Here is a 22,810-nt window from a genome sequence, read left to right as displayed (position 1 = left end):
TTGAGTAATGCAAGCCCTGTGCCACAGCCCGAGGATTTCCCTGTCGCAAATATTCAATACAGCCTGTTTCTGGCGCGTTATTTGTTATAGCGAAGACGCAAATAGCTGATTGAAGAGGCGCAATATGAGTGATTCAACCCGGATTGATTTTATCTACCTGTCGGAACAGGACATGATTCGTGCTGGCGTGACCGATATGGCCGCCTGCGTGGATACCATGGAAGAGATGTTTGGTTTGCTGTATCACGGCGACTACCGCATGGCAGGCGCGAATAACGATTCACACGGCGCGATGGTGACTTTCCCGGAGAACTCACCTTTCCCCGCGATGCCCAAACCCACCGCTGACCGCCGCATGATGGCGATGCCCGCCTATTTAGGCGGCAATTTCTGCACTGCAGGCGTGAAATGGTATGGCTCTAACATCGCTAATCGCGAAAAAGGCCTGCCGCGCTCCATTCTGATGTTCACCCTGAATGACGCTGACACCGGTGCACCGCTGGCACATATGTCGGCCAATCTCTTATCTGCTTACCGCACCGGCGCGGTACCCGGCGTGGGCGCGCGTCATCTGGCGCGTAAAGATTCGCGAGTGATTGGCTTACTTGGCCCTGGCGTGATGGGGAAAACCGCCGTTGCGGCATTCATCGCCGTTTGCCCGCAGATCGATACCATCAAAGTCAAAGGTCGTGGTCAGCGTAGCCTCGATAACTTCCTCACTTGGGTGCAAGAGACCTATCCCCAAATTAAGCAGGTGGAAATTGTCGATTCGCTGGAAGAGGTGGTGCGCGGGAGTGACATTGTCACCTATTGCAGTTCCGGCGAAGTGGGCGAACCCACTACTTATCCCATTGTGAAGCGGGAGTGGGTCAAAGCCGGGGCATTCCTGGCGATGCCCGCGCTGTGCAACATCGATGCCGGCATGGAACAGGCTGATGTACGCAAAGTACTGGATAACACCGGCTTGTATCACGCCTGGTTTGACGAAGTGCCCAAGCCCGCTCATCGCACTATTCCAATTATCGGCGTGCGTTTTATGGATATGTTGGACGCCGGGCAGCTGCAGGCGGAGCAACTTGAAGATATCGGCAAGATCGTCGCCGGTGAAGCACCGGGCCGCCAGAACGATGAGGAGATCATCATCATGTCCGTCGGAGGAATGCCGGTAGAGGACGTGGCCTGGGGCACGGTGCTGTATCGCAAGGCCATCGAGCAAGGCATCGGCGTGAAACTGAACCTGTGGGAATCACCGGTTTTAAGCTAATCCATTGAACAAAAGAGAACATCATGACGAATATCATCAAGGTTAAAACCGGTTCCAAATTTGAAGAGCAGGCAAGTTATTCGCGTATTGTCGCGGTCGATAACTGGATTTATGTGTCCAACACTGCTGGACGTAACCCGCAGACCAAAGAGATTCCTTCCGATTTGCGCGAACAGACCTTGCAGGTGTTTGCCAACATTGAAGCCGCGCTGGCTGCTATCGATGCATCATTACAGGATGTGGTGTGCTCTCGGGTCTTTATTCAAAACCCGGAGGATGTCCCGACGGTGATGGCCATCATTGGCGAGAAGTTCCGGGGGGTGAATCCGGCATCGACCGTCACTTGTCCTCCGCTCGGGTCAACCGTTTATAAGGTTGAACTGGAAGTGACTGCCTATCGTGGCGCGGGCAAAGACCAGGTTCAGGAAATTACCGTAGCCCTGTAAGGGCGGGAGACGCGTTATGGCACCTGTTATTACGCCAGTGACAACTTCAGATGTTATGCCTGCGGCCACCACTGTGGTGATCATTGGTGGTGGCATTGTCGGGTTAACCGCCGCGCTGACGCTGGCAGAACGCAACATTCCGGTGGTGGTGCTGGAGAAAGGGCGCATTGCGAGTGAGCAGTCATCACGCAATCTGGGTTGGATTCGTAAAACCAGCCGTGCGCTGGAGGATATTCCGCTGGCGCAGGCGGCAGATCGGCTGTGGGCCGGGATGGCTGCGCGGGTTGGCAGTGATGTGGGTTATCGCCAGGCAGGCATTATGTTTGTCGCTCGGGATGAGAAGCAGATGGCGATGCATGAAAAATGGCTTAACGGCGTCAATGCCGCGGGGTTAGATACCCGTCTGCTCAGCCATACCGACATTGCTGCCCGTGTTCCGGGGGGGGCGGGAAAATGGTCAGGCGGCATTTTTACCGCTTCGGACGGACGCGCTGAACCGACTCTGGCGGCGAGCGCGATAGCCAAAGCCGCGCTGGCGAAAGGTGCAGTGATCATCGAACAATGCGCGGTGCGCGCACTTACCACGCAAAACGGGTGCGTGAGCGGCGTGGTGACGGAAAAGGGTGAGATTCGTTGCGATCAGGTGCTGCTTGCTGCCGGTGCCTGGTCACGGCGCTTTTTAGGCAATCACGGTATCAATCTGCCCACCTTACCGCTGATCTGTTCGGTGATGCGCACTAAACCGCTGCAAGGCCCAACCAACATCGCCGTCGGTGCACCAGATTTTTCGTTCCGTCAACATCAGGATGGCGGCTTTATTGTGACGCAGCGCGGCGCGTTGGATGCCCCCTTGACGCTCGATCATCTGTTGATCGGAACCCGTTATATGCCGCAGTTACGCCATGCGCGCGACAATTTACGTATCTCGCTGGGCAAATATTTCGTAAAGGACCTAGCGATGGCGCGACGCTGGCGACACGACCGACGCTCGCCTTTTGAGCACGTCCGCACTCTGGACCCGCCAGCCAATCCTGCATTGAATAGTGAAGCGATGCGCAATTTGCGCGCTGCCTGGCCCGCGTTTCAGCTGGCGGAAATGGCGGCGTCATGGGCGGGGGTGATTGATGTGACGCCGGATTCTAACCCGGTGATCGGGCCGGTAGCTTCAATGCCAGGATTAACGCTGGCCACCGGTTTTTCAGGGCACGGTTTTGGCACTTCACCAGCAGCGGGGCAACTGGCAGCCGATTTGGTGACAGGACAGGCACCCATTATTGATCCTTCGCCGTATCGTTTGGAGCGTCTGATGTAGGCGTGATTAACTATGGTTATGTCGCAGTCTGGGGCCACACAGGGGCCCCAGACTGCTGTTTAACCTTAGTGCGAGCTCTGGCTGAACCCGCATCATTTTAGAAAGCGTATCAGTTCACATTTCGTCATTTATATCTCCACGTAACGTGTTCATCATTCCGCCCACAACTGTATTACCTTAATGTCTCTAATGACTTGTTAATACTTTATGTGGGCAATCGCATGGCTAACAAAACGTTGTATGAAAAACTGGTCGATCAACATGTCGTCCGTCAGTTAGACGATGAAGGACATGTCCTGCTTTATATCGATCGCTCCATTTTGAATGAATACACCAGCCCGCAAGCCTTCAGTGGTTTGCGCGAACATCAGCGTTCGGTGCGCCATCCGGCGACGATTCTGCTCAATGTCGATCACGTGAATCCCACTCGTCCGCAACGTGATGACGTCATGACGGATGCGGGAGGACAACTTCAGGTGGAGTACTTCCGGCAGAACGCGGCACATTTCGGCATTGAACTGTTTGATGTGATGGATCCGCGTCAAGGTATTGAGCACGTTGTTGCCCATGAACAAGGGATGGTGATGCCCGGCATGGTGATTGCGGCCGGTGACAGCCACACCACCACCTATGGCGCGTTTGGTGCGCTGGGTTTCGGTATTGGCACCTCGGAAATTGAACATCTGTTGGCCACGCAAACGCTGATCTACCGCAGACTGAAAACCATGCAGGTTAACGTCAGCGGTGAACTGCCGTATGGCTGTTCGGCTAAGGATATTATTCTCGCGCTGATTGAGACTATCAGCGCTTCTGGCGCAACCGGCTTCGCCATTGAATTTTGTGGGCCGACTATTGAGGCGCTGAGCATGGAAGGGCGCATGACCCTGTGCAACATGGCGGTGGAAGCGGGTGCGCGTGGAGCGATTATCGCGCCGGATGAAAAAGTGTTCGCCTATATTGAAGGCAAACCGCAAATGCCAACGGGCGCACTGTGGGAGCAGGCAAAATCAGCGTGGCTGACGTTGCGCAGCGATCCCGATGCGAAGTTTGACCGGGCCATTTCACTCGATTGCAGCGACCTTGAACCCAAAGTGACCTGGGGGATTAGCCCAGACCAAACCAGTGCAATCAGTGGTTGTGTGCCGGACCCCGCGCAGGAGACAGACCTGATTAAACAGCAAGCCTTACACACCGCGTTGCACTATATGGGGCTTGAACCTGGCACGCCATTGGCACACATCGCCATTACCCATGCATTCATCGGCTCATGCACCAACGGGCGCATTGAGGATCTACGCGCGGCGGCTGCCGTAATTGGTGAGCGCAAAATTGCCCGTCACGTGCGCGGTATCATTGTGCCCGGCTCAACTCAGGTGCGGCAGCAGGCGGAAGAAGAGGGCTTAGCGGATATATTTCAGCGAGCGGGGTTTGAGTGGCGGCAATCGGGTTGTTCTATGTGCCTCGCAATGAATGAAGATGTGCTGGCACCGGGCGACCGCTGTGCCTCGGGCACCAATCGTAATTTTCCTGGCCGCCAGGGGGCGGGCGCACGAACGCATTTAATGAGCCCGGCGATGGTGGCTGCCGCAGCAGTTGCTGGCCATCTGATCGATGTACGCAGCTTGATGACAGCAGAGGTGCAAAATGGAAGCGTTTAACAATATCACCGGCAGAATTGCGCCATTGCCTGCCGCGAATATCGACACTGATGTCATCATGCCAAAGCAATTTCTGAAAGGCATCGATCGGCAGGGGCTGGACCGTGGCGTATTCTTTGACCTGCGTTTTCTGGCCGATGGCACGCCCAATCCTGCCTTCATTCTCAATCAGCCTGGCTGGCAGCAGGCAACCTTTCTTTTGGTCGGGGCCAACTTTGGCTGTGGTTCCAGCCGTGAACATGCAGTTTGGGGTCTCAATCAGCTGGGTATCCGCGCGATTATCGGCACCAGCTTTGCCGGAATTTTTGACGATAACTGCCAGCGCAATGGTGTGCTGACACTGACGTTGAGCGAGGAAGACTATCAGCAGTTAAGTGCAGCAACAGCCGATGCCGCTCACAATCAAATCACCGTATCACTGGAGCAGCAGATCATCCGCTTTGGTCAGCACACCCTCCATTTTCACGTCAGCGCGTTGAAACGTGAGATGTTGTTAGGCGGTGGCAGCGCAGTGGACTGGACGCTGCAATATGAATCGGACATTACGCAGTTTGAAGTGCAGCATTTTGCTCAGCGTCCGTGGCTGCAACGGGTAAAAGGACCAACAGTATGAGTAACGTAACAGACTGTGGTGCATCGCCGTTTATCGACGGCTTTATGCTCAAAGACGTGAAGTTACCAAACGGCGTCACGCTGCGAGTGGCGATGGGCGGTGAAGGCACATCGCTGCTGATGTTGCATGGTCATCCGCAGAACCATCTGGCGTGGCGCAAGATCGCGCCACAGCTGGCAGAAAAATATCAGGTTATTCTGCCGGATTTACGCGGTTACGGAGACAGCGATAAACCGGTCAGCGACGAACAGCATCTTACTTATGCCAAACGCAGCATGGCCGAAGATATCAGCCAACTGATCGATGCGCTGGAGCTTGAGCGGGTGGCGTTTGTCGGACACGATCGCGGCGGTCGCGTTGGCCATCGTCTGGCGCTGGATCATCCCGAAAAACTCGCCTGCTGTACCTTTGTCGATATCGCGCCAACGGCAACCATGTATGCGCAAACCGATAAGGCGTTTGCCACGCGCTACTTCTGGTGGTTTTTCCTTATTCAGCCCTATCCGTTACCCGAAACCATGATTGGCCACGATCCGGCGTTCTTCCTGAAAAAACACATTGAGGGCCAGCTCAAAACGCCTGATGCCACCTCGGAGGAAATCTTCCATGATTACCTGCGCTGCTATCAGCAGCCAGAGATGATTCACGCCGTGTGTGAGGATTACCGTGCCGCCGCGACCATTGATTTAGAGCATGATGCGCAGGACAGCGATAAACGTATCGCCTGTCCGTTGCAATTGCTCTGGGGTGAAAAGGGTACGGTGGGCCAGCTATATGATGTGGTTGCAACCTGGCAGGATAAAGCGCGGGATGTGCAGGGAAGTGCGCTGCCGTGTGGACATTCACCCCAGGAAGAGGTGCCAGAGCTATTCCTTAACGAGCTTCAGGGCTTTCTGAACTCTGTGCTATAAACGCGTGATGTGAATTAAACGCGGAAAGATATGAAACGAGAACTGGCTGGCAAAAACACCCAGAAGCCGCTTCAGGGTTGGCCCTCCGTCGAAGATCTCTATGTCTTTATCAGTGTGGCGCGCAATGATGGATTTGGTCGTGCCGCTGTGGAGTTGGGTCAGTCGCCATCGTATATCAGCAAACGCATTGCCATTCTGGAAAAGCAGCTGGATACCCGGCTGTTTTTCCGCACCAATCGCGTGATGCGCCTGACGCCAGAAGGTGAGCAGGCGCTGGAAGGCGCAAGGCAAGTCATCGAGGAAATGGATTCATTTTTGAATAATTTCCAACAGTGGCGTGGTGCATTAACGGGTGAGATGACTGTCGGTTGTTCCCTGGGCTTCGGTCAGGACTATCTCTCTGATGCCATTTCAGCTTTTATCTCTTTGCACCCTTCGTTGAATATCAAACTTGTTCTTAGCGACCGTCAAATTGACCTGATGCAGTCAGGCACCGATGTGGATATTCAGGTGGGAGACGATCTGAATGACGCCTACATCGTCCGCAAGCTGGCCGCAAACCGGCGCATTCTTTGCGCATCCACTGGATATTTACAGCATCACGCTCCCCTTCATTCTCTGGATGGATTAATCGACCACAGCTGTTTAATCATCAATGAGAAGCACAATACTTTCGGTCATTGGGCGTTGACGGACGGTAAACAGCAGGTGTTGTGCCGGCTGAATAGTCATTATTCGTCGAACAGCGGCAAGGTTATTCTTAATTGGGCATTAAAGTCGCATGGAATTGCGCTGCGTTCTGCATGGGATGTTGCCCCTTATCTGTCCAGTGGTGAACTGGTACATGTTTTACCACAGTGGTATCAGGAAGCGAATATTTGGGCGGTGTATACGCAACGGACATCAGAATCGCCGCGCATTAAAGTCTTTATTGATTTTTTGGTGCAATACTTTGCAGAAAAAAGCCTGTCACGGGAGTGGCAGGCTTAATTTCAGCTTCGGTGCGTAGGTTAACATTAGCCGTACGCCACTTTACTGTTGATGTGGTACAGCGTTGCGGTGGCAGCCATCACATGCTGACCATCATGGCCCGGTTCATGGGATTCAACATCGGTGATGTGATAACCCACGGCACCTGCGGCGAGTGTTTTCTTCACAATCGCATCAGTCAGCTCTTCCATTGAGGTGGCCCAGCTCACTGAAGTGAAGCCTACAGGGTGAATCGATGATAATTCGCGATGGGTAAGATCAGCACGAACTAAAACCGGTTTAACATTTTGCGGTGTGAAAATAGAAATCACATCATTAATAAGTTCTTTCATGGTCATACTCCTCAAAAAAATATTCGAGCCGATTTCTAAGCTACAAATTCTATTGTTGATAATAGGTTTATAAATACCGGCAGTTGCGCACGACAGATTATCTGCGCCGGTACGTTAATAAACACCTTTTGAGGTTATGCGTTTTAGCTTTAGTTGCTAATTAGTTGTTAAGAAAAGTTCAGCCACAACTCTGACAATCTTTCGGGAATATTTTTTCATCTGCTTACATTTATCACGTTCAGATAAATTAATGGGGCGCCTAAATACGCCCCAAAAGGTTAAAACTCGCGTTGACCACCCAACTCAATGACCCGATTCGGTGGAATGTTAAATTGCTCATGTGCACGCAACGCATTGCGCTGGCAGAAGTGGAAGATGCCGCCTTTAATCCGCGCCAGCCCTTTGCGCTTTTTCATCACCAGGGTGTCATGGGAAGTGAAGAAAGAGGCTTCGTTGACGGTACAACCAAATCCTTCCAGTCCACATAAATGCAGGACTTCAGCCATAGACGGTACTTCTCGCCAGCCGTAAGCCGCTGTCACCTGCCAGAAAGAGGCTGACAGTTGGGTGATGGTGATACGTTTCTGGTTATGCACGCGCGGGGTATCAGTGGTGCGGATATTCAGTAACACCACACGTTTGTGCAGAACCCGGTTGTGTTTCAGGTTGTGCAACAGCGCCTGCGGGATTTCAAACTCTTTACGCGCGAGGAAAATAGCCGTTCCCGGTACGCGGCTGGGAGGGTTGGTTTCCAGCGATTTCACCAACGCCTGCAGGCTTTCCGGATCGTTATTCAAGCGCTTAATCAGCCGATTACGCTCAGTACTCCAGATCAGCATCAATCCCATCATCGTCAGGGCCATCAGTACCGGTACCCAACCGCCAGACAACAGTTTCATCAGATTTGCGGCAAACAGTGGGATATCGATGGTCAGCATACAGGCGAGGAAAATCAGCGCCAGCGGCAGCGGCCATTTCCAGTTGCGCAGCGCCACCACGCCCGCCAGGCACGCGGTGATCACCATGGTGCCGGTCACCACAATACCGTAAGCCGAGGAGAGGGCGGAAGACTGACGGAACGCAAGCACGATCACGGTGACGGCCACAAACAGTAGCCAGTTAACCACCGGGATATAGATTTGCCCGGATTCGGTATGCGAGGTGAATACAATACGCATCGGCGGCAAGAAGCCTTGACGAATCGCCTGATGGGTTAAGGTGTAAACGCCTGAAATCACGGATTGTGCGGCGATGACAGTGGCAAGGGTCGACAACACAATCAGCGGGATCTGCCCCCAGCCTGGTGCAAGGTTGAAAAAGGGGTTGTTGAGTGCTTTCACATCGGCGATGACCAATGCACCTTGTCCAAAGTAATTGAGCACCAATGCTGGCATCGCAATCACTAACCACGCCATGCGAATAGGAGCTTTACCGAGATGGCCCATATCCGCGTACAAGGCCTCAGCACCGGTGACCGCCAGTACCACCATGCCCAGTGCGGCAAAGGCGAGCGTTTCGTGAGTGACTAAAAACGTTAGTGCGAAAGCGGGATTAAGGGCATGCAGCACGGTGGGATTGAGCAAGATACCGCGAATGCCCAATACACCAATGGAAACAAACCAGATAAACATCACCGGGCCAAACACCTTGCTCACTTTCTCTGTGCCGTGTTTTTGAATCATAAACAGCAAGGTGAGGATCACTACCGCCAGCGGCACGACATATTTATCCAGATGCGGTGAGACCACCTCAATGCCTTCAATCGCCGACAGTACGGAAATGGCCGGTGTGATGATGCCGTCACCATAGAAGAACGCGCCGCCGGTCAGGCCCGCTAGCACAATAATATGGCCGATTTTCGGGCTGACGTGGCGACGTGCCAGTGACATCAGCGTCAAAATACCGCCTTCACCATCGTGGTCAGCGCGCATGACAAAACAGACGTATTTCAGTGTCACGATCAGCGTGAGTGCCCAGAAAATCAGCGATAAAAACCCCATCACTGCGGTGGTGGAGACAGAACCATCCGGCAGGATAGAAAGACACTCTTTGAGGGTGTAGAGCGGACTGGTACCGATATCTCCAAACACGATCCCGGCGGCGGCTAACATGCCAGCAGGCAGGGATTGTTTCTCGGTCTGACTCATAAAATTCCTGTTTCTTATCAGTATGGAACGGCGATGACTGTGTGTATGAAGCAGAACATATCGCTTAACCTGAGAGGTGAATAGCAGGTGGCGATTTTATGCACTGCATTTTTACGCCTTAATGCCATATTTTTACGCCATTTTTATATCGCAGCTTACTTTTTGATCTCAGAATAGCCGATAAATCAGAAGCAAACTGACGGCTGACGACCACAAATGCGTCAGAGATAAACGAATCCTAACCGGATCGTTTTTCCTCCCCATCCGTTAAACCACATTTATCCGCCATTTACGTTGCCTGACCTACATTCGAGCCAATCCCTGATGGACCGTTTATTTCTATAACCAACTTGTAGCTCGAAACTTATGAATACAATTCTTATTACTGGCGCGACTGGCTTTCTCGGTGGTGCGGTCACGGTTAACTTATTAAAGAAAAGCGATCACAACCGGCTTTTACTGTTAGTCCGTGGTGATTCCCCCGCTGAGGGGCTGGCGCGCCTTCAGGCAAATCTGGCCAAGTTTGGCGTTAATGAACAGTCGCTCAATACACTGACCACGGATAACATCCTGATGGGGGATTTGGCCGAACCGGAATGCTTTACTCAGGATCCACGTCTTGATGCGGTCACCCATGTATTGAATTGTGCGGCTGTCGCGTCATTTGGTACCAATCCGTATATCTGGAAAGTTAACGTCGAAGGGACGTTCCAGTTCGCCAGCCGGATGAGTCAGGTCAACGGGCTGAAGCGCTTTATTCACGTTGGCACGGCCATGTCATGTGCACCGGAAGCCAACACGTTGGTCACTGAGAGTGAACTGAACACGCTACGCGATCAGCACATCGTTGAGTACACCTGGAGTAAAGCCACGGTGGAGAAAATGATGACCGAAGCGCTGCCCAATTTGCCGTTGGTGATTGCGCGTCCCTCGATTGTGGTTGGGCACTCCGATCATGGCTGTGCGCCTTCGCCAAGTATTTTCTGGGTATTCCGGATGGCGCTGACACTGGGCAAATTTATGTGCGAACTGGATGACCGCATTGATGTGGTGCCGGTGGATTATTGTGCCGACGCCTTAGAGCTGTTGCTGACCGCGGAAAATGTTGATAAAAGCATCATTCATATTTCGGCTGGCCTCAACAGTAGCGTGACCTTTGCCGAGATTGATCAAGCGATGGCGCAAGCTTCCGGTCAGGTCCCGGTGGCAGAGAGTTATCAGAAGGTGAACTACCGCGAGTTAGCTGAAAGTAAAAAAAGTTTCTCATCGCTGTTTGGTCCCTGTAACGAGCGTATTGTGCTGCGGGCGATGAATCTGTACGGCCACTTTTCCAAACTCAACGTGGTATTCAGTAACGACAAATTGCTTAAGCTGGGGATGCCACCTTCGTCAAAATTCACCGACTATCTGCACCGCTGCGTAGTATCGACCCAGGATGCGACCATCGCCGAACTGATGGAAGTGGATTTTAAATAAAAGAAAAGCCGCGCAACGATGCGCGGCTTAAAACACTTGTCTTACCAGCCTTTGATAATATCGCCTTTATAGATTTCGTTGGCTTTATCCAACACCGGCTGAGACTGGAACGCTTCTTTTAACTTCTGCACATTGGCACTGTCTTTATTATCTTCACGCGCCACGATGGCATTGACGTAAGGTGAGGCCTTACCCTCCATAAACATACCATCGCGTGAGGCGGAGAGATTGACCAGTGCGGCAAAGTTGTTATTGATAATTGAAATATACACATGTGGATCGTCCAGCGTACGTGCCAGCTGTGGCGTATCGACTTCGATGATTTTCAGCTTCTTCGGATTGTCGGTGATATCCAGCGTGGTTGGCAGCAATCCAGCTTCCGGTTTGACCTTAATCAACCCCTGCGCCTGTAACAGCAACAGACTGCGACCCAGCGTCGTGGCTTCGTTTGAAATAGTGATGGTGGCACCATCAGGCAGCTCACTCAGCGATTTAATTTTGCGAGAGTAACCGGCAATCGGGAACACAAAAGTATTGGTAACCACAGCAAATTTGTAGCCACGCTCTTTTGACTGCATTTCAAGGTAGGGCAGGCTTTGGAAGGCGTTAACATCGACATCTTTGTTCATCAAAGCTTCATTGGGCTGCACATAGTCATTGAACGCCACCACATCAACATCCAGCTGATATTTGTCATGGGCTACCTGTTTGACGGTCTGCCAGAGCGCTTCATCAGGACCGGTATTGATCGCGACTTTGATGGTGTTGTCTTTATTGTTATCGCAAGCACTGAGCAGTGAAACCGCGGCGGCGAGCAGGGTGGTAAGCACAATTTTCTTCATAACACAGGTCCCTTAGAAACGTAGGGAACGGACTATAATATACGTCTGGACGTCTGTACATCCGCTATCGGTGCGTTTGCTTATAATTCCGCCATTCATTCATTGCCGACATCCATAGCAAATAGTAATTAATCGCCGTGATTGACATTGATTCTGACTGATATATCCAGCATGAAACCATTCAGTAAAAACACAGTATTTTTATCACGCAAGGGCTGTTAAAGCGCAGCGCGTAAATGAGATCGATCTCATTCATCAGCGCTGGCATGGGTTTTTGTTGATGTTGTGATTATTGGAATTGGGAATTTTTGCAAATTGTCATATTAATATAACTGCATTGTGCATTCAGGGACTTACAAGATAATCTGTTGCCGCAGATTATCTTGTTATAGATCAGGAGAGGATGATGCAGTCTGTTAAAGCGTTGGATATGGAGCAGTTGAATACGTTGCTGGCAAGTGGTAAGCACCCTTCAGTTATCATTGGCTTTACTCTTACCAGCGATGCGTTTTTTACCATGGCCGCTTACTGGCGCGACCGGGGTGTCACCATTGAAAAGCGCGATGAGTTTTTCGTTGCCACCACCGAGAATTCCCTGACCACTTCCTAAAACGTACCGTTCAACACCTTAAAGCGCGAGTTTAATAAAGGCATGCAGATCGTTTATCGCCTGTTCCCGCGCTTCAGTCTCTTGCACCACAATCAGTAAATCCGCATAGCCGTTTAGCATTGCGCTGAGCTGACGCGCCACCTGTTCTGCATTCGCTTCGCGAAAGACACCCGCGCTGATGCCGTCACGAATAATCCCTGCCATTAATGCCTGCCATTGCCGCGTCAGTTGTGTGGCCAATTCTGCATAGGCCGTTTCCGTTGTGGCTTTGCGCCACAGCGAACTGTAGAGCTGCCATACAGCATCCGGTTCCTTTGGCAAATAGCTGGCGATAAAAGCGTTCAGACGCTGGGGGAAGGGTAACGCATTGATCTCATGCGTAAAGTCTTGCAGATCCTGTTGTGCGAACCTTGCGCAGGCTTCGAGGCTGAGCGACGCCCAGTCGGGGAAATAGTGGTAGATATGGCTGCGAGATAATCCAAGTTGAGTGGTTAACTCGCGCGTTTTGACATTCTCTAATCCCTTTTCAATAAACAGCGCAACCGCTGTATCCAGAATCTTCTCGCGTAACTCTGCTGCCGCTTCTTTCATCACTACCACCGTTGACTTTGAGCAACTGCTCAAATACAATTTTGCCACTTTTGAGCAGTTGCTCAAAAGCCTCAATTTAAATGTAATCCTATGCAAATCATACCTGAAAACCTCGAAAACGTAGCGTCGCACAGCGCGCTGAATACCCTGAAAGTCCTGGCTAAACGTAACAAGAAAAAATTACTTTTCACGCTGATGCTGGTTATCGCTGAGAATGTGGTGTACCTGCTTTATCCCTTGCTGGCGGGTTTTGCCATCAACGCCATCATGCACGGTCACGCACTGCATGGGTTATTTTATGCTGGGCTGGTGCTGGTGATGTGGATGATTGGCGCAGCGCGCCGCACCATGGATACCCGCACCTTCGCCCGCATTTATGCCGGTTTGGCCGTTCCCGTGATACTTGCCCAGCGCGGAGAAGCGCATAGCCATTCGGCTATTGCAGCCAGAGTGACATTGTCACGCCAGTTTGTGGATTTTTTTGAAACTCACTTACCGATGCTGATTACTTCAACCGCCTCAATGTGCGGGGCAGTAGTGATGTTGTTGACCATCGAACCTTGGGCTGGATTAGTCTGCCTGACAATACTGCTGTTGTTTGCCTGCTTTTTGCCGCGTTACACGCGCACCAACGAGTCACTGATTGCACGAATGAACGACAGGCTGGAGCGGGAAGTGGGCTTTGTCAGCAGCGCCGGTGAGCAAAAGCTGCAGCGTCATTATCATTTCCTGGCGCGTGTGCGCATCCGCTTATCCGACCGCGAAGCCATCAGCTATTTATCGATTGGCGTGGCTGCTGCGCTGCTGTTTGGTATCACGATTACCGTGATGGCGTTAAAAGGCGGCATGACTGCCGGGCACATTTACTCCGTCATGACCTATTTGTGGATGTTCGCCATGAGCCTGGATGATGGCCCGGCACTGCTTGAGAAATATTCCCAGCTCAAAGAGATTGGCAAGCGCGTCAATACCGGGCTGGCGGGGTAATCATGACTGCAGGCAGCGGATATATCGCGCTGCTGCCTCTTTAACCCTTTTTTGTGCATCTTGGGTGATTTCCCTCCCGGCGAACGCACCATAAATTTGGTTAAATTGCACCTTATCCAGACGCTGAACCAGGGTGCTCACGGTCGCGGCGGAGAGCGGTAACATATTCGGATAGCTCCACATAAAGGATACGGTGTTCGCACCAGGTGCCACCTGTACAATATCCCCACTCAATACGATGCCTTCATTCTGTGCCCAATGGAGTACCGTTCCACCGGCGAAATGACCGCCCAATCGCAGCAGTCTGACTTGTGGCAGAAGCTCAAGATCATCACCTTGCCACCATTGAATATAAGGACTTTGCCGCATCAACCACTGCCGATCATCCGCGTGCAGATAGACCGGCGCTTTGAATGCTGCCGCCCAGTCCTGCAAGGTGCTGTAATAGTGGGGGTGTGAAATGGCAATGGCATGGATTCCGCCCAAAGCCTTTATGAGGGTTTCCGTGGCATCATCCAGGTTGGCGATGCAATCCCATAAAATATTGCCATGCGGCGTTTGTAGTAAAAAAGCGCGTTGATTGATAGCGAAAGCGGGTACTGTCTGTAGACTCAATAAGCCTGCTTGATGCTGCTGCCACTTATTTTGGTGTGATGCACGCAAAGCGGAAAAAGCCAGCCACTGTTGCCCACTGGCTGGGACGAATTGCCGTTCATCTTCGCATATTTTGCAAGCAGTGATGCTGTCATCATCATATGAGGTGCTGCACGCGGTGCAGAGTTTGATCATGCCAGGCTCCTCAGAAAGTGTTCTTTCATTGTAGCCTCCGTCCCATGCCGTGCTTGAGATCTGGAGCGGGCTTATCGCGGCTGCAACTGATAAATCCACGCGGTGATCTTTTGGCCATCAAGGGTGGTGACTTCAACATCAACCCGATCATAACCATCTTCGAACTCATCCAGCATCGGCCAGTGTGACGTCAGATTTGGCGAAAAGAATAACGATCCCGCAACGGTGCCCGCATGCTTGTCCAGCACGATGCCGGGAAAATCCGCAGCTGCACCCCAACCACGTTCATAGAACAGCCCTTTAACCGTTCCCGCCAGCCATTCACCGCCGATGTTCTCAAGGATGTGGGCATTGACGTGTCCAGGTTGTAGGGTGCCGTACACAAATAAAGGTTTCATTTTCCCTCGTAAAATCAATTAAAAGAGTGACTCTAGCCGCCGATGACTGAATTGTCACCCACAAGATTAAGCGGGTTGCCCGGTCGCCATAAATGGCGCAATGCTCGTCAGTAAAGAACACTGGCTGGTTATTGATAAGTGGCCTGTCTTTTCAGTGCGGGCTCTGCCGCCACTACTGCCCCCTCTGGGCAGTCCTCGCGCCGCTAAAGCGGTACCTTCGACTTCCACGTCGTGCCGGACGGACCGTTCGCGGATGACCATTCATGGTCGGCCGCGAACTGCCCCACGCCTCCCCGCGTGGGGCTCCTGGCACAACGTAAAAGTCTCAGCGCTGCGGATAGCCCCGGTGCGGCCCCAGACGGCGTTATCATCGGTCGCTTAACTGACGAACATGACGCCATTTATGGCGACCCTACGACGATCGTGCGCGGTTTTCGTAGGGTCTGCGTTTAGACGTGCCAGAAGAAGATGGCTTATTCCTGGGTCAAATCATCATACACACTGCGTAACCGTGTTCGTAAATAGAGTACCGCCTTGTGCTTACGTGATAAAAGCGTCTGTACGCTCACACCCATCTCGTCAGCCAGCTCGTTGTAGCTGTAATCCAGCAACTCAGTTTTCTCAAACACCTCGCGCTGTGTCTCAGGAATTTCGGCTAAGGCGGCTTCCAGTTCCTCCCACAGCAGCGTTTTAAGATAGTCATCTTCCGGTGTTTGCGGCACGCCGAATAACGTTTCCGCCAGTTCATCTTCGGGAAAGTCTTCTTCTTCAGTACCAGTGAACAACTCGGCCAGCGGCAGCTCACGTTTTTTTCGTGCCCGGTCGGTCATTTCATTACGTGCTGCACGGAATAGCCACGCCGCCACATTCTCAACTGGCTGTTCCACCTGCATCAGTTTGTATGTCACCTCTTGCAAAATATCGTCAGCATCTTCGCTCACCGCAGTGTGGCCGCGAATAAATGCCCGCAATTTGTTGCGGCAGGCGCTGAGTGCTGACAGCAGCAGTGAATCCTGCGCCATGTGGCTTACTCGGCGTCTGGAGATTGCGGAGCACGTTGGTCTGGCTGATCGCGGGCCTCATCGCGACGGCCATGTCGGTCACAGCGGTCTCGGCGACCGCGACGAAATCCCTCGCGGCGATGCTGCATAAACTCCTCACGCTGCTCGGGGCTCATTTGCATCCAACGTTCGTGCATCCGGCGACGCGCCATACCGAACATGCCCGGACGGAAACCTAATCCGCCAAACAGAATGCGACACAGTGCCAGCAGACCTATCGCCTGCCAAAAACCGATGCTCTTCACGCCGATAATGGCGGGAAGAATGGCATTCCATAACGACATGACAAGCAAGCCCAGCACGGCAATCAACACCGCACCCAGCAGCAGCGGTTTCAGCATCCGGTGGCGGGTAAAAGGGTGACCACGGTGGTGTCTGTGCATATCAAAATCTCTCATTGTGTTGTTCCTCATTACATTAGCGGAAATCGCCTGGTAATGAGGTAGACGAATGAGCGATGCAAATATTGCTGGGTAAATGCATTCTTTTTAAAAAAATTCTGATTCTCACTGTTTTGGCTCATTCCAACGCGGTATGAGCCGCAAGCTCAAACCATCAATTGACGAAGGAAACGCAGATCCGTTTGCTGATCTAACCTCAGCAACATTTGATAGAGTGCCGGCGCATCTACCACTTCAGCACAGCAATCGTAAAACTTTGCCTGGCGTTCACTGGCGCTGAAGGGCTCATCGAGCGTGCCGCGAGCACGTCGCCTTGAATGCACGATTTCCTGCCCATCTTTGAAGCGTAACGTCAGAACGTGGGGCAAGTCCCGGCTTTCAGCTTCCTGTTCGGCAGTCCAGGGATCGAGGGTAATCATCGCCAACTGACTGGCCTCACTCTGTTGTTGCACGCGTTCCAGGGTAAAATCCTGCACGCTCAACGTGCCGTGTTTCAACATCATCGCGACACAATATTGCATGGAAAAACGTGCCTGCATCTCATCTTCCGGCTGGTGATAAGCCAGGTTGCGCCAGTTAGCAATGCCCACCTGACAATGCACGCTTTCGATATCGTCGATGTTCAACCTTTGCTGTTGTTGGAGATCAACGATGGCATCAAGAATGCGATGCGTAGAGCCACAGCACGGGTACTTTTTCGGCATCACTCCGATGCATTCGATCACATGCTGTTCCGCGCCTGGCAATGAGGGTTGGTTGAGTATTCCGGCGTACAACTCCGCAAAGCCCTGAGCACACTCAATGATATCCAGTCGCCCCTGCATACCGGTTTTCGCCAGTGTCGCGGCATCAACCGCGTTCCGCGCCGCCATCCCAGCGTGAAACGGTTTTAACGGTGTGCCGAACTGCCCTTTAACGCCGCTGGCCAGGCTAACCGCGATGCTTAAAGCACGGGCAATTCCCGCGGCATCCAGCCCCATTAAGGCGGCCACACCTGCCGCACTGCCGATGCAACCGACCGTTGATGTCCCGTGCCAACCCGCCGTGTAATGCTGATAGCCGATGGCCTCACCGATATAGGCCTGAGCCTGCAAGCCAATGAGATAAGCGCGTATCAACGTTGGACCGGTTGAATCCTTAGCGACAGCCAGCAGTGCCGGAACCAAGACAGCGGATGCGTGACTCATACCTGGCGCAAAATTGTCATCAAAGTCGATGGCGTGTGCGGCAGTAGCATTCATTAACGCATCCTGCGACGGAGTACGTTGCGTGTCAGGCCACGCCTGTTGTACCGCCTGGGTTGAAAAATCACTACGGCCAGCCACCAAACATGCCAGCGTATCTGTGATTGCCTCGCAGGCCAGTTGGCGAGCGCGGGGAGAAAAGGGCGGTGGCGTCGCGCACCACTGCGCCAGCGTTTCAATTAACGTCATGATGTCACCTCCATATCGAGAGCCGTAAATAGCGTGTGCAACAGGTTGCCGATCTGAAAACGGTTTACCTCTTGGCCGGGTATGCGGGTATCAACACGATGCACGATCACCAAATCATGACTGGGGATCACCAAACAAAAATGTCCGCCCGCGCCGCGTGCAGAGTAACTTCCTGCGGGCAGAATCACCTCTGGCCAGGCAACCCCGTCACGAGTCACCCACCACATGTAGCCGTAGGCGCCACGGTCCCCGGCGTGAGAAATCGGCAGCGTGCTGGTCCTGACCCAGTGCGCTGGAATCACCTGTTGATCGTTCCATCGTCCTTTTTGCAGGAACAGCTGACCGAAACGCAGCAGATCGCGGCTGGAGAGGGTAAATGGATAGGCGGGATGGTCGGAAAAAACGCCCGGCTCAAGCCAGCTATCTTCTTGTTTCCGGTAATCCTGCATGCCAATCGGATCGGCAATGCGGTGTGCAAATGCCTGATTAATGGCTTCACCAGTCAGCTGCCGATAGGCCGTGCCCAGCACGTTGAAATCCCAGTTGCTGTAACACCAGTTTTCTCCTGGCGCATGCAAGTGACGCGGTGGTTTGATGCGCTGCATCCAGGCCGTTTCGTAGTTGGCTGGATGGTAAATACCCGAACGCGCGGTCAGGAGATCGTACAGCGTGGCCTGTTTTTCGCTGTCACTGAGCGCTTCGCGATCGTCAATATTCATCGCCTGTAAGCTGAGTGAAATATCGAACAGTCCTTCCGCAGCGGCACAGCCAATCAACGCACTCAAAAAGCTTTTACGCATGGAATGGCAGGGATAGCGTTGGGCCACATCACCACAGCGAAAAAGTGTTTCATGACCCCGCGCGACCAGCAGCACGGCGGTGGCTTGCGTCGCTAACTGCTGTTGAAGTTTTTCAAACATACTTAGGCCTCACTGGCTGCTAAAAACTCACGGGTATAAGCCTCGCGCGCATCGCCCTGACGCACACTGTCGTCACTCAGCTCTTCGAGTAATTTTCCTTGATGCATGATGCCAATGCGACGGCACAGGTGCGTCACCACCGCTAAGTCATGGGTGACCATCAGATAAGTCAGGTTGCGCTGTCGTTGCATGCTTCTCAGCAGATTGAGGATTTCCGCCTGTACCGAAACGTCCAATGCGGAAGTGGGTTCATCCAGTAACAGCACAGAGGGTTCGAGGATCAGCGCTCGGGCAATCGCCACCCGCTGACGTTGGCCGCCGGATAACTGATGGGGGTAGCGATAACGAAAAGCATCCGAGAGACCCACTGCCTGCAGCACCTCATTGATACGCGCTTCGTGACGATCCAGCCCGTGCAGTTTTAACGGTTCACGCAGACTGGCCCAAACCATCTTGCGAGGGTGCAATGACGCATAAGGGTCCTGAAACACCATCTGCACCTGACGATAGAAAGGTTTGTCACGCTGCGGCTGCTGTTCCTTGTTGTTGAACAGGATGTGTCCTTGATAGTCGTGGTTTAAACCCGCCAACGCGCGCAATATCGTTGATTTTCCACAACCGGATTCGCCGATCAGCCCATAACACTCACCCTGAGCCAGCATCAGGCTCACGTTATCTACCACCTGACGGCGTTGAGTACCGTTTCCAAAGGCAATGCTGACGTCTACCATCTCAATACTGCGCTGTGCACCAAGAATGGGATTCATATCGCGACTCCATCTCGAAAGCAGGGACCGGTCAGCCAACTGGCGTCACGTGTGGGCACGCGCAGCATCTCCAGCGGTTGATGCAGGCGTGGCTGACTGGCGAGCAGGGCTTGGGTATACGGATGCTGCGCCTGCTCCAGACGATCCGCGCGGATCTCCTCGACGATGCGCCCGGCATACATCACCAGCACACGATCGCAAAAGCGTGAGACCAGGTTGAGATCGTGACTAATAAACAACAAACCGGTTTGCCGCCGTGCAAGTTGCTCGTTGAGAATACTCAGCACCTGCTGACGCACGGTGACATCCAGCGCCGAGGTCGGTTCATCGGCGATGATCAGATCTGGTTCCGGGATCAACATCATGGCAATCATCACGCGCTGGCCCATGCCACCGGAGATTTCATGTGGATAAAGCCGGGCAACTTTTGCCACGTCACGAATGTGGACCGACTCCAGCATCGACATGGCGCGTTCGCGGGCTTCGCTTTTACTGACGCGATGATGCAAGCGGTAAGCCTCGGCCACCTGTTCCCCCATACGCATCAATGGATTGAGCGAAAAACGGGGATCTTGCAAGATCATTGAGATGCGGTTACCCCGGATCTGGCGCATCTGCTTTTCACTGCTGTTCAGCAAATCAATCTCGCCAAACTGCATCTTCTCAGCGCTGACGCGGCCAATCTTCGGGGTGAGTTGCAGTAACGCACGGCAGGTTTGTGATTTACCCGACCCGGATTCACCCACAATCGCCACTTTCTCGCGGCCAACCTGAAAAGAGACGTCACGCACCGCGTGCTGTTCACCGTGTGCACTACGAAAGACGATACTCAGGTTCTTCACCTGCAGCAGATTATTCATGGCGGATATCCATTACGTCGCGCAGACCATCACCCAACAGGTTGAAGGCCAGACTGGTGAAGAGAATCGCTAAACCGGGGATGGCGGCTATCCAGCCATTGGTCAGCATAAACTCGCGTCCGGATGCCAGCATGGCCCCCCATTCGGGGCTGGGTGCTTGTGCCCCCAGGCCCAGAAAGCCAAGGCCCGCAGCCGTAAGGATGATGGCGGCCATATTGAGCGTGACGCGCACCACCACTGAGGGCAGGCACATGGGTACAATATGGTGGACGATAACGTGCCAGGCCGATGCCCCTTGTAGCCGGACCGCCGCAATGTAATCCATTTTGCGGATGGCCAAAGTCTCGGCGCGGGCCAGGCGAGCAATCGGCGGCCACGCCGACAGTGAGATGGCAATTATCGCGTTCTCTATGCCAGGACCCAGCGCGGCCACAAACGCCAGCGCCAGAATCAGGCTCGGAAACGCGAGGAAGATATCCACCAGGCGCATCAGTACGGTATCGACCCAACCGCCAAGGTAGCCCGCGGTCGTCCCGACCAGCAGGCCGATGGGTGTAATGATCAACGCAGTGAGTCCCGCGATATACAACGTGATGCGTGCGCCATACATCAGGCGGCTGAACATATCTCGTCCCAGCTCATCGGTGCCCAGCCAGTGTGATGAGGAGGGCGGCTGCAAACGTTGAGCGAGGTTTTGCACATAGATATCGTGATTCACCAGCCAAGGCGCGAACAACGCCGCGAACACAATCACCAGCAACACTAACAGGCCAAACAGAGCAGAGTGGTTGGCACAAAAACGCCGCCATTGAATCCACATTAATTGCATCTTCGCCTGAAATGGTGACTGTGGTGCGGGGTCGCGCAGCCAGGCGCGCAGTCCATGTGAGACGGGAATGTTCAAAGGTTTATTCACAGAATCAGTCATGCTTCCTCCTGACGCGTGCGCGGATCAAACAGGCGATAGAGCAGGTCACACAGCAGATTGATCGCCACAAAGATGGCACCAATCAATAACGTGCAGCCAACCACCGCGTTCATATCACCCGCCAGCAAGGCGTTAGTGAGATAGCGGCCAAAGCCCGGCCAGGCAAACACCGTTTCCGTTAAAACAGCCCCCTCCAGCAGCCATGCCCAGGAAAGCGCCACCACCGTCAGCGTTGGCACAGTAATATTGCGAAAGGCATGAACCCAGACGCAGCGTGCCCAAGACATCCCTTTAACCCGCGCGGTGATGATGTACTCCTGTGAAAGCTGCTCCAGCATAAAACTGCGTGTCATACGGCTGATATAAGCCAGCGCGCTGAGCCCTAAAATGGATGCCGGCAGGATGATGTGACCGAACACGTTGCGAAAGACCTCCCAGTTACCGCTAAGCGCGCTGTCGATCAGCCAGAATCCGGTAACGGGGTGCAGATCAAATTCGTAAATAAAGTCGATACGCCCAGGGCCGCCGATCCAACCTAAGGTGGCGTAGAACAACAATAATCCCATCAAGCCGAGCCAGAAGTGCGGGGTGGAATAACTCAGCAGTCCAATAAAACGAATCACGTGATCAAACCAAGTGTTGCGGTACATCGCTGCGTATACGCCTGCTGGAACGCCAAACCCCACACCAATGATTGCCGCCACGGTTGCCAGCTCCAGCGTGGCAGGAAACACGCGGGCGATATCCTGGGCCACCGGATGGCTGGTGGTGAGGGCAACCCCAAAATTGAGGTGCAGCAGTTGCCAGACGTAATCAACAAACTGCTGCCATAACGGCAGATCTAACCCCAACTGGTGGAACATCTTGTCGTACGCTTCCTGACTGGCGTTATCACCGATAATCGCCACCACAGGGTCGATAGGCAGCAGCCGACCGATGAAAAAGGTCAATGCCGCCAGGCCGATCAGGGTGCAGATAATGGAGATCAGCCCGCGAGCGAGGCGTCTTAACAGACGCCAGCCAGCGGAGGGGGAGTTATGCGCAACGGGCAAGGTTACCTGTGACATCAGCCAC

Annotated in this window: 24 protein-coding genes; 10 read left to right on the top strand and 14 right to left on the bottom strand. The window is 53.2% G+C overall.

What is annotated here, in order from left to right; all coding sequences use genetic code 11:
- The first annotated feature begins 124 nt into the window (after window positions 1-124).
- From ACPUC8_RS07220 to ACPUC8_RS07190, 7 genes are all read left to right on the top strand, one after another.
- A complete protein-coding gene (locus tag ACPUC8_RS07220; protein WP_494925912.1) occupies window positions 125-1,264 on the top strand; it encodes an ornithine cyclodeaminase family protein in 1,140 nt (379 codons plus the stop codon).
- A gap of 23 nt (window positions 1,265-1,287) precedes the next feature.
- Window positions 1,288-1,710: a RidA family protein gene (locus tag ACPUC8_RS07215; protein ID WP_494925911.1), complete on the top strand. Its 423-nt coding sequence runs from the start codon at window positions 1,288-1,290 to the stop codon at window positions 1,708-1,710.
- A 16-nt stretch (window positions 1,711-1,726) separates the two neighbouring features.
- Window positions 1,727-3,022 carry an NAD(P)/FAD-dependent oxidoreductase gene (locus ACPUC8_RS07210; protein WP_494925910.1) on the top strand — a complete coding sequence of 432 codons (1,296 nt, stop codon included), beginning with the start codon at window positions 1,727-1,729 and terminating at the stop codon, window positions 3,020-3,022.
- A gap of 221 nt (window positions 3,023-3,243) precedes the next feature.
- Entirely contained in the window at window positions 3,244-4,680 is a 1,437-nt protein-coding gene (gene leuC, locus ACPUC8_RS07205) for a 3-isopropylmalate dehydratase large subunit (RefSeq protein ID WP_494925909.1), read from the top strand.
- On the top strand, window positions 4,667-5,293 hold the full coding sequence (leuD, locus tag ACPUC8_RS07200; RefSeq protein ID WP_494925908.1) for a 3-isopropylmalate dehydratase small subunit: 627 nt from the start codon (window positions 4,667-4,669) through the stop codon (window positions 5,291-5,293). Before leuC ends, leuD begins: the two co-directional genes overlap by 14 nt.
- Complete coding sequence (locus ACPUC8_RS07195; RefSeq protein ID WP_494925907.1) at window positions 5,290-6,204, top strand: alpha/beta fold hydrolase; 915 nt, start codon at window positions 5,290-5,292, stop codon at window positions 6,202-6,204. Before leuD ends, ACPUC8_RS07195 begins: the two co-directional genes overlap by 4 nt.
- Before the next feature lie 30 nt (window positions 6,205-6,234).
- Window positions 6,235-7,194: a LysR substrate-binding domain-containing protein gene (locus tag ACPUC8_RS07190; protein ID WP_494925906.1), complete on the top strand. Its 960-nt coding sequence runs from the start codon at window positions 6,235-6,237 to the stop codon at window positions 7,192-7,194.
- A gap of 26 nt (window positions 7,195-7,220) precedes the next feature.
- Here the strand turns inward: ACPUC8_RS07190 and ACPUC8_RS07185 are convergent, their stop codons facing one another.
- Complete coding sequence (locus ACPUC8_RS07185) at window positions 7,221-7,526, bottom strand: YdgH/BhsA/McbA family protein (RefSeq protein ID WP_045815559.1); 306 nt, start codon at window positions 7,524-7,526, stop codon at window positions 7,221-7,223.
- Between the two features lie 278 nt (window positions 7,527-7,804).
- Window positions 7,805-9,673, bottom strand: a complete 1,869-nt coding sequence (gene kup, locus ACPUC8_RS07180) for a low affinity potassium transporter Kup (protein WP_494925905.1) — start codon at window positions 9,671-9,673, stop codon at window positions 7,805-7,807.
- Between the two features lie 366 nt (window positions 9,674-10,039).
- Between kup and ACPUC8_RS07175 the strand changes: the two genes are divergently transcribed.
- Complete coding sequence (locus ACPUC8_RS07175) at window positions 10,040-11,149, top strand: SDR family oxidoreductase (protein ID WP_058971082.1); 1,110 nt, start codon at window positions 10,040-10,042, stop codon at window positions 11,147-11,149.
- A gap of 41 nt (window positions 11,150-11,190) precedes the next feature.
- On the opposite strand, the gene ACPUC8_RS07170 is transcribed toward ACPUC8_RS07175, so the two are convergent.
- Complete coding sequence (locus ACPUC8_RS07170) at window positions 11,191-11,991, bottom strand: MetQ/NlpA family ABC transporter substrate-binding protein (RefSeq protein ID WP_494925904.1); 801 nt, start codon at window positions 11,989-11,991, stop codon at window positions 11,191-11,193.
- Between the two features lie 406 nt (window positions 11,992-12,397).
- On the opposite strand from ACPUC8_RS07170, the gene ACPUC8_RS07165 reads away from it, so the two are divergent.
- Window positions 12,398-12,601 carry a hypothetical protein gene (locus ACPUC8_RS07165; RefSeq protein WP_039337136.1) on the top strand — a complete coding sequence of 68 codons (204 nt, stop codon included), beginning with the start codon at window positions 12,398-12,400 and terminating at the stop codon, window positions 12,599-12,601.
- A gap of 18 nt (window positions 12,602-12,619) precedes the next feature.
- Here ACPUC8_RS07165 and ACPUC8_RS07160 read toward each other — a convergent pair whose 3' ends face one another.
- Entirely contained in the window at window positions 12,620-13,192 is a 573-nt protein-coding gene (locus ACPUC8_RS07160; protein ID WP_039337138.1) for a TetR/AcrR family transcriptional regulator, read from the bottom strand.
- A 90-nt stretch (window positions 13,193-13,282) separates the two neighbouring features.
- Here ACPUC8_RS07160 and ACPUC8_RS07155 point away from each other — a divergent pair, with 90 nt between their 5' ends.
- Window positions 13,283-14,179, top strand: coding sequence for an ABC transporter six-transmembrane domain-containing protein (locus ACPUC8_RS07155; RefSeq protein WP_494925903.1), 897 nt, complete (start codon window positions 13,283-13,285; stop codon window positions 14,177-14,179).
- Here ACPUC8_RS07155 and ACPUC8_RS07150 read toward each other — a convergent pair whose 3' ends face one another.
- The 10 genes from ACPUC8_RS07150 to ACPUC8_RS07105 form a co-directional block, all read right to left on the bottom strand.
- Window positions 14,180-14,968, bottom strand: coding sequence for an MBL fold metallo-hydrolase (locus ACPUC8_RS07150; RefSeq protein ID WP_039337141.1), 789 nt, complete (start codon window positions 14,966-14,968; stop codon window positions 14,180-14,182). It lies immediately after the preceding gene.
- 71 nt (window positions 14,969-15,039) lie between these two features.
- Window positions 15,040-15,366, bottom strand: a complete 327-nt coding sequence (locus ACPUC8_RS07145; protein WP_039337143.1) for a gamma-glutamylcyclotransferase family protein — start codon at window positions 15,364-15,366, stop codon at window positions 15,040-15,042.
- A 473-nt stretch (window positions 15,367-15,839) separates the two neighbouring features.
- A complete protein-coding gene (locus ACPUC8_RS07140) occupies window positions 15,840-16,388 on the bottom strand; it encodes an RNA polymerase sigma factor (protein ID WP_494925902.1) in 549 nt (182 codons plus the stop codon).
- A gap of 5 nt (window positions 16,389-16,393) precedes the next feature.
- Window positions 16,394-16,825 (bottom strand): hypothetical protein, encoded by a 432-nt coding sequence (locus ACPUC8_RS07135; protein ID WP_494925901.1) that lies wholly within the window; start codon window positions 16,823-16,825, stop codon window positions 16,394-16,396.
- 149 nt (window positions 16,826-16,974) lie between these two features.
- Window positions 16,975-18,261 (bottom strand): MmgE/PrpD family protein, encoded by a 1,287-nt coding sequence (locus ACPUC8_RS07130; RefSeq protein ID WP_494925900.1) that lies wholly within the window; start codon window positions 18,259-18,261, stop codon window positions 16,975-16,977.
- Complete coding sequence (locus ACPUC8_RS07125; protein WP_494925899.1) at window positions 18,258-19,181, bottom strand: serine hydrolase domain-containing protein; 924 nt, start codon at window positions 19,179-19,181, stop codon at window positions 18,258-18,260. Before ACPUC8_RS07125 ends, ACPUC8_RS07130 begins: the two co-directional genes overlap by 4 nt.
- A gap of 2 nt (window positions 19,182-19,183) precedes the next feature.
- Window positions 19,184-19,948, bottom strand: coding sequence for an ABC transporter ATP-binding protein (locus ACPUC8_RS07120; RefSeq protein ID WP_494925898.1), 765 nt, complete (start codon window positions 19,946-19,948; stop codon window positions 19,184-19,186).
- On the bottom strand, window positions 19,945-20,808 hold the full coding sequence (locus ACPUC8_RS07115) for an ABC transporter ATP-binding protein (RefSeq protein ID WP_039336955.1): 864 nt from the start codon (window positions 20,806-20,808) through the stop codon (window positions 19,945-19,947). Before ACPUC8_RS07115 ends, ACPUC8_RS07120 begins: the two co-directional genes overlap by 4 nt.
- A complete protein-coding gene (locus ACPUC8_RS07110) occupies window positions 20,801-21,736 on the bottom strand; it encodes an ABC transporter permease (RefSeq protein WP_052206286.1) in 936 nt (311 codons plus the stop codon). The genes ACPUC8_RS07115 and ACPUC8_RS07110 overlap by 8 nt, the downstream gene beginning before the upstream one ends.
- Entirely contained in the window at window positions 21,733-22,803 is a 1,071-nt protein-coding gene (locus ACPUC8_RS07105) for an ABC transporter permease (protein ID WP_494925897.1), read from the bottom strand. The genes ACPUC8_RS07110 and ACPUC8_RS07105 overlap by 4 nt, the downstream gene beginning before the upstream one ends.
- Between the last annotated feature and the right edge of the window lie 7 nt (window positions 22,804-22,810).

The organism is Pantoea sp. CFCC18177 (assembly GCF_059412425.1).
Note: the sequence above shows the minus strand (reverse complement) of the source record. Positions and strands in the feature narration are given on the sequence as shown.

Bases quoted from the DNA above. Each gene is read 5' to 3' on its own strand.
- ACPUC8_RS07220 (WP_494925912.1), top strand. From the start codon at position 125: ATGAGTGATTCAACCCGGATTGATTTTATCTACCTGTCGGAACAGGAC.
- ACPUC8_RS07215 (WP_494925911.1), top strand. From the start codon at position 1,288: ATGACGAATATCATCAAGGTTAAAACCGGTTCCAAATTTGAAGAGCAG.
- ACPUC8_RS07210 (WP_494925910.1), top strand. From the start codon at position 1,727: ATGGCACCTGTTATTACGCCAGTGACAACTTCAGATGTTATGCCTGCG.
- leuC (WP_494925909.1), top strand. From the start codon at position 3,244: ATGGCTAACAAAACGTTGTATGAAAAACTGGTCGATCAACATGTCGTC.
- leuD (WP_494925908.1), top strand. From the start codon at position 4,667: ATGGAAGCGTTTAACAATATCACCGGCAGAATTGCGCCATTGCCTGCC.
- ACPUC8_RS07195 (WP_494925907.1), top strand. From the start codon at position 5,290: ATGAGTAACGTAACAGACTGTGGTGCATCGCCGTTTATCGACGGCTTT.
- ACPUC8_RS07190 (WP_494925906.1), top strand. From the start codon at position 6,235: ATGAAACGAGAACTGGCTGGCAAAAACACCCAGAAGCCGCTTCAGGGT.
- ACPUC8_RS07185 (WP_045815559.1), bottom strand. From the start codon at position 7,526: ATGAAAGAACTTATTAATGATGTGATTTCTATTTTCACACCGCAAAAT.
- kup (WP_494925905.1), bottom strand. From the start codon at position 9,673: ATGAGTCAGACCGAGAAACAATCCCTGCCTGCTGGCATGTTAGCCGCC.
- ACPUC8_RS07175 (WP_058971082.1), top strand. From the start codon at position 10,040: ATGAATACAATTCTTATTACTGGCGCGACTGGCTTTCTCGGTGGTGCG.
- ACPUC8_RS07170 (WP_494925904.1), bottom strand. From the start codon at position 11,991: ATGAAGAAAATTGTGCTTACCACCCTGCTCGCCGCCGCGGTTTCACTG.
- ACPUC8_RS07165 (WP_039337136.1), top strand. From the start codon at position 12,398: ATGCAGTCTGTTAAAGCGTTGGATATGGAGCAGTTGAATACGTTGCTG.
- ACPUC8_RS07160 (WP_039337138.1), bottom strand. From the start codon at position 13,192: ATGAAAGAAGCGGCAGCAGAGTTACGCGAGAAGATTCTGGATACAGCG.
- ACPUC8_RS07155 (WP_494925903.1), top strand. From the start codon at position 13,283: ATGCAAATCATACCTGAAAACCTCGAAAACGTAGCGTCGCACAGCGCG.
- ACPUC8_RS07150 (WP_039337141.1), bottom strand. From the start codon at position 14,968: ATGATCAAACTCTGCACCGCGTGCAGCACCTCATATGATGATGACAGC.
- ACPUC8_RS07145 (WP_039337143.1), bottom strand. From the start codon at position 15,366: ATGAAACCTTTATTTGTGTACGGCACCCTACAACCTGGACACGTCAAT.
- ACPUC8_RS07140 (WP_494925902.1), bottom strand. From the start codon at position 16,388: ATGGCGCAGGATTCACTGCTGCTGTCAGCACTCAGCGCCTGCCGCAAC.
- ACPUC8_RS07135 (WP_494925901.1), bottom strand. From the start codon at position 16,825: ATGAGAGATTTTGATATGCACAGACACCACCGTGGTCACCCTTTTACC.
- ACPUC8_RS07130 (WP_494925900.1), bottom strand. From the start codon at position 18,261: ATGACGTTAATTGAAACGCTGGCGCAGTGGTGCGCGACGCCACCGCCC.
- ACPUC8_RS07125 (WP_494925899.1), bottom strand. From the start codon at position 19,181: ATGTTTGAAAAACTTCAACAGCAGTTAGCGACGCAAGCCACCGCCGTG.
- ACPUC8_RS07120 (WP_494925898.1), bottom strand. From the start codon at position 19,948: ATGAATCCCATTCTTGGTGCACAGCGCAGTATTGAGATGGTAGACGTC.
- ACPUC8_RS07115 (WP_039336955.1), bottom strand. From the start codon at position 20,808: ATGAATAATCTGCTGCAGGTGAAGAACCTGAGTATCGTCTTTCGTAGT.
- ACPUC8_RS07110 (WP_052206286.1), bottom strand. From the start codon at position 21,736: ATGACTGATTCTGTGAATAAACCTTTGAACATTCCCGTCTCACATGGA.
- ACPUC8_RS07105 (WP_494925897.1), bottom strand. From the start codon at position 22,803: ATGTCACAGGTAACCTTGCCCGTTGCGCATAACTCCCCCTCCGCTGGC.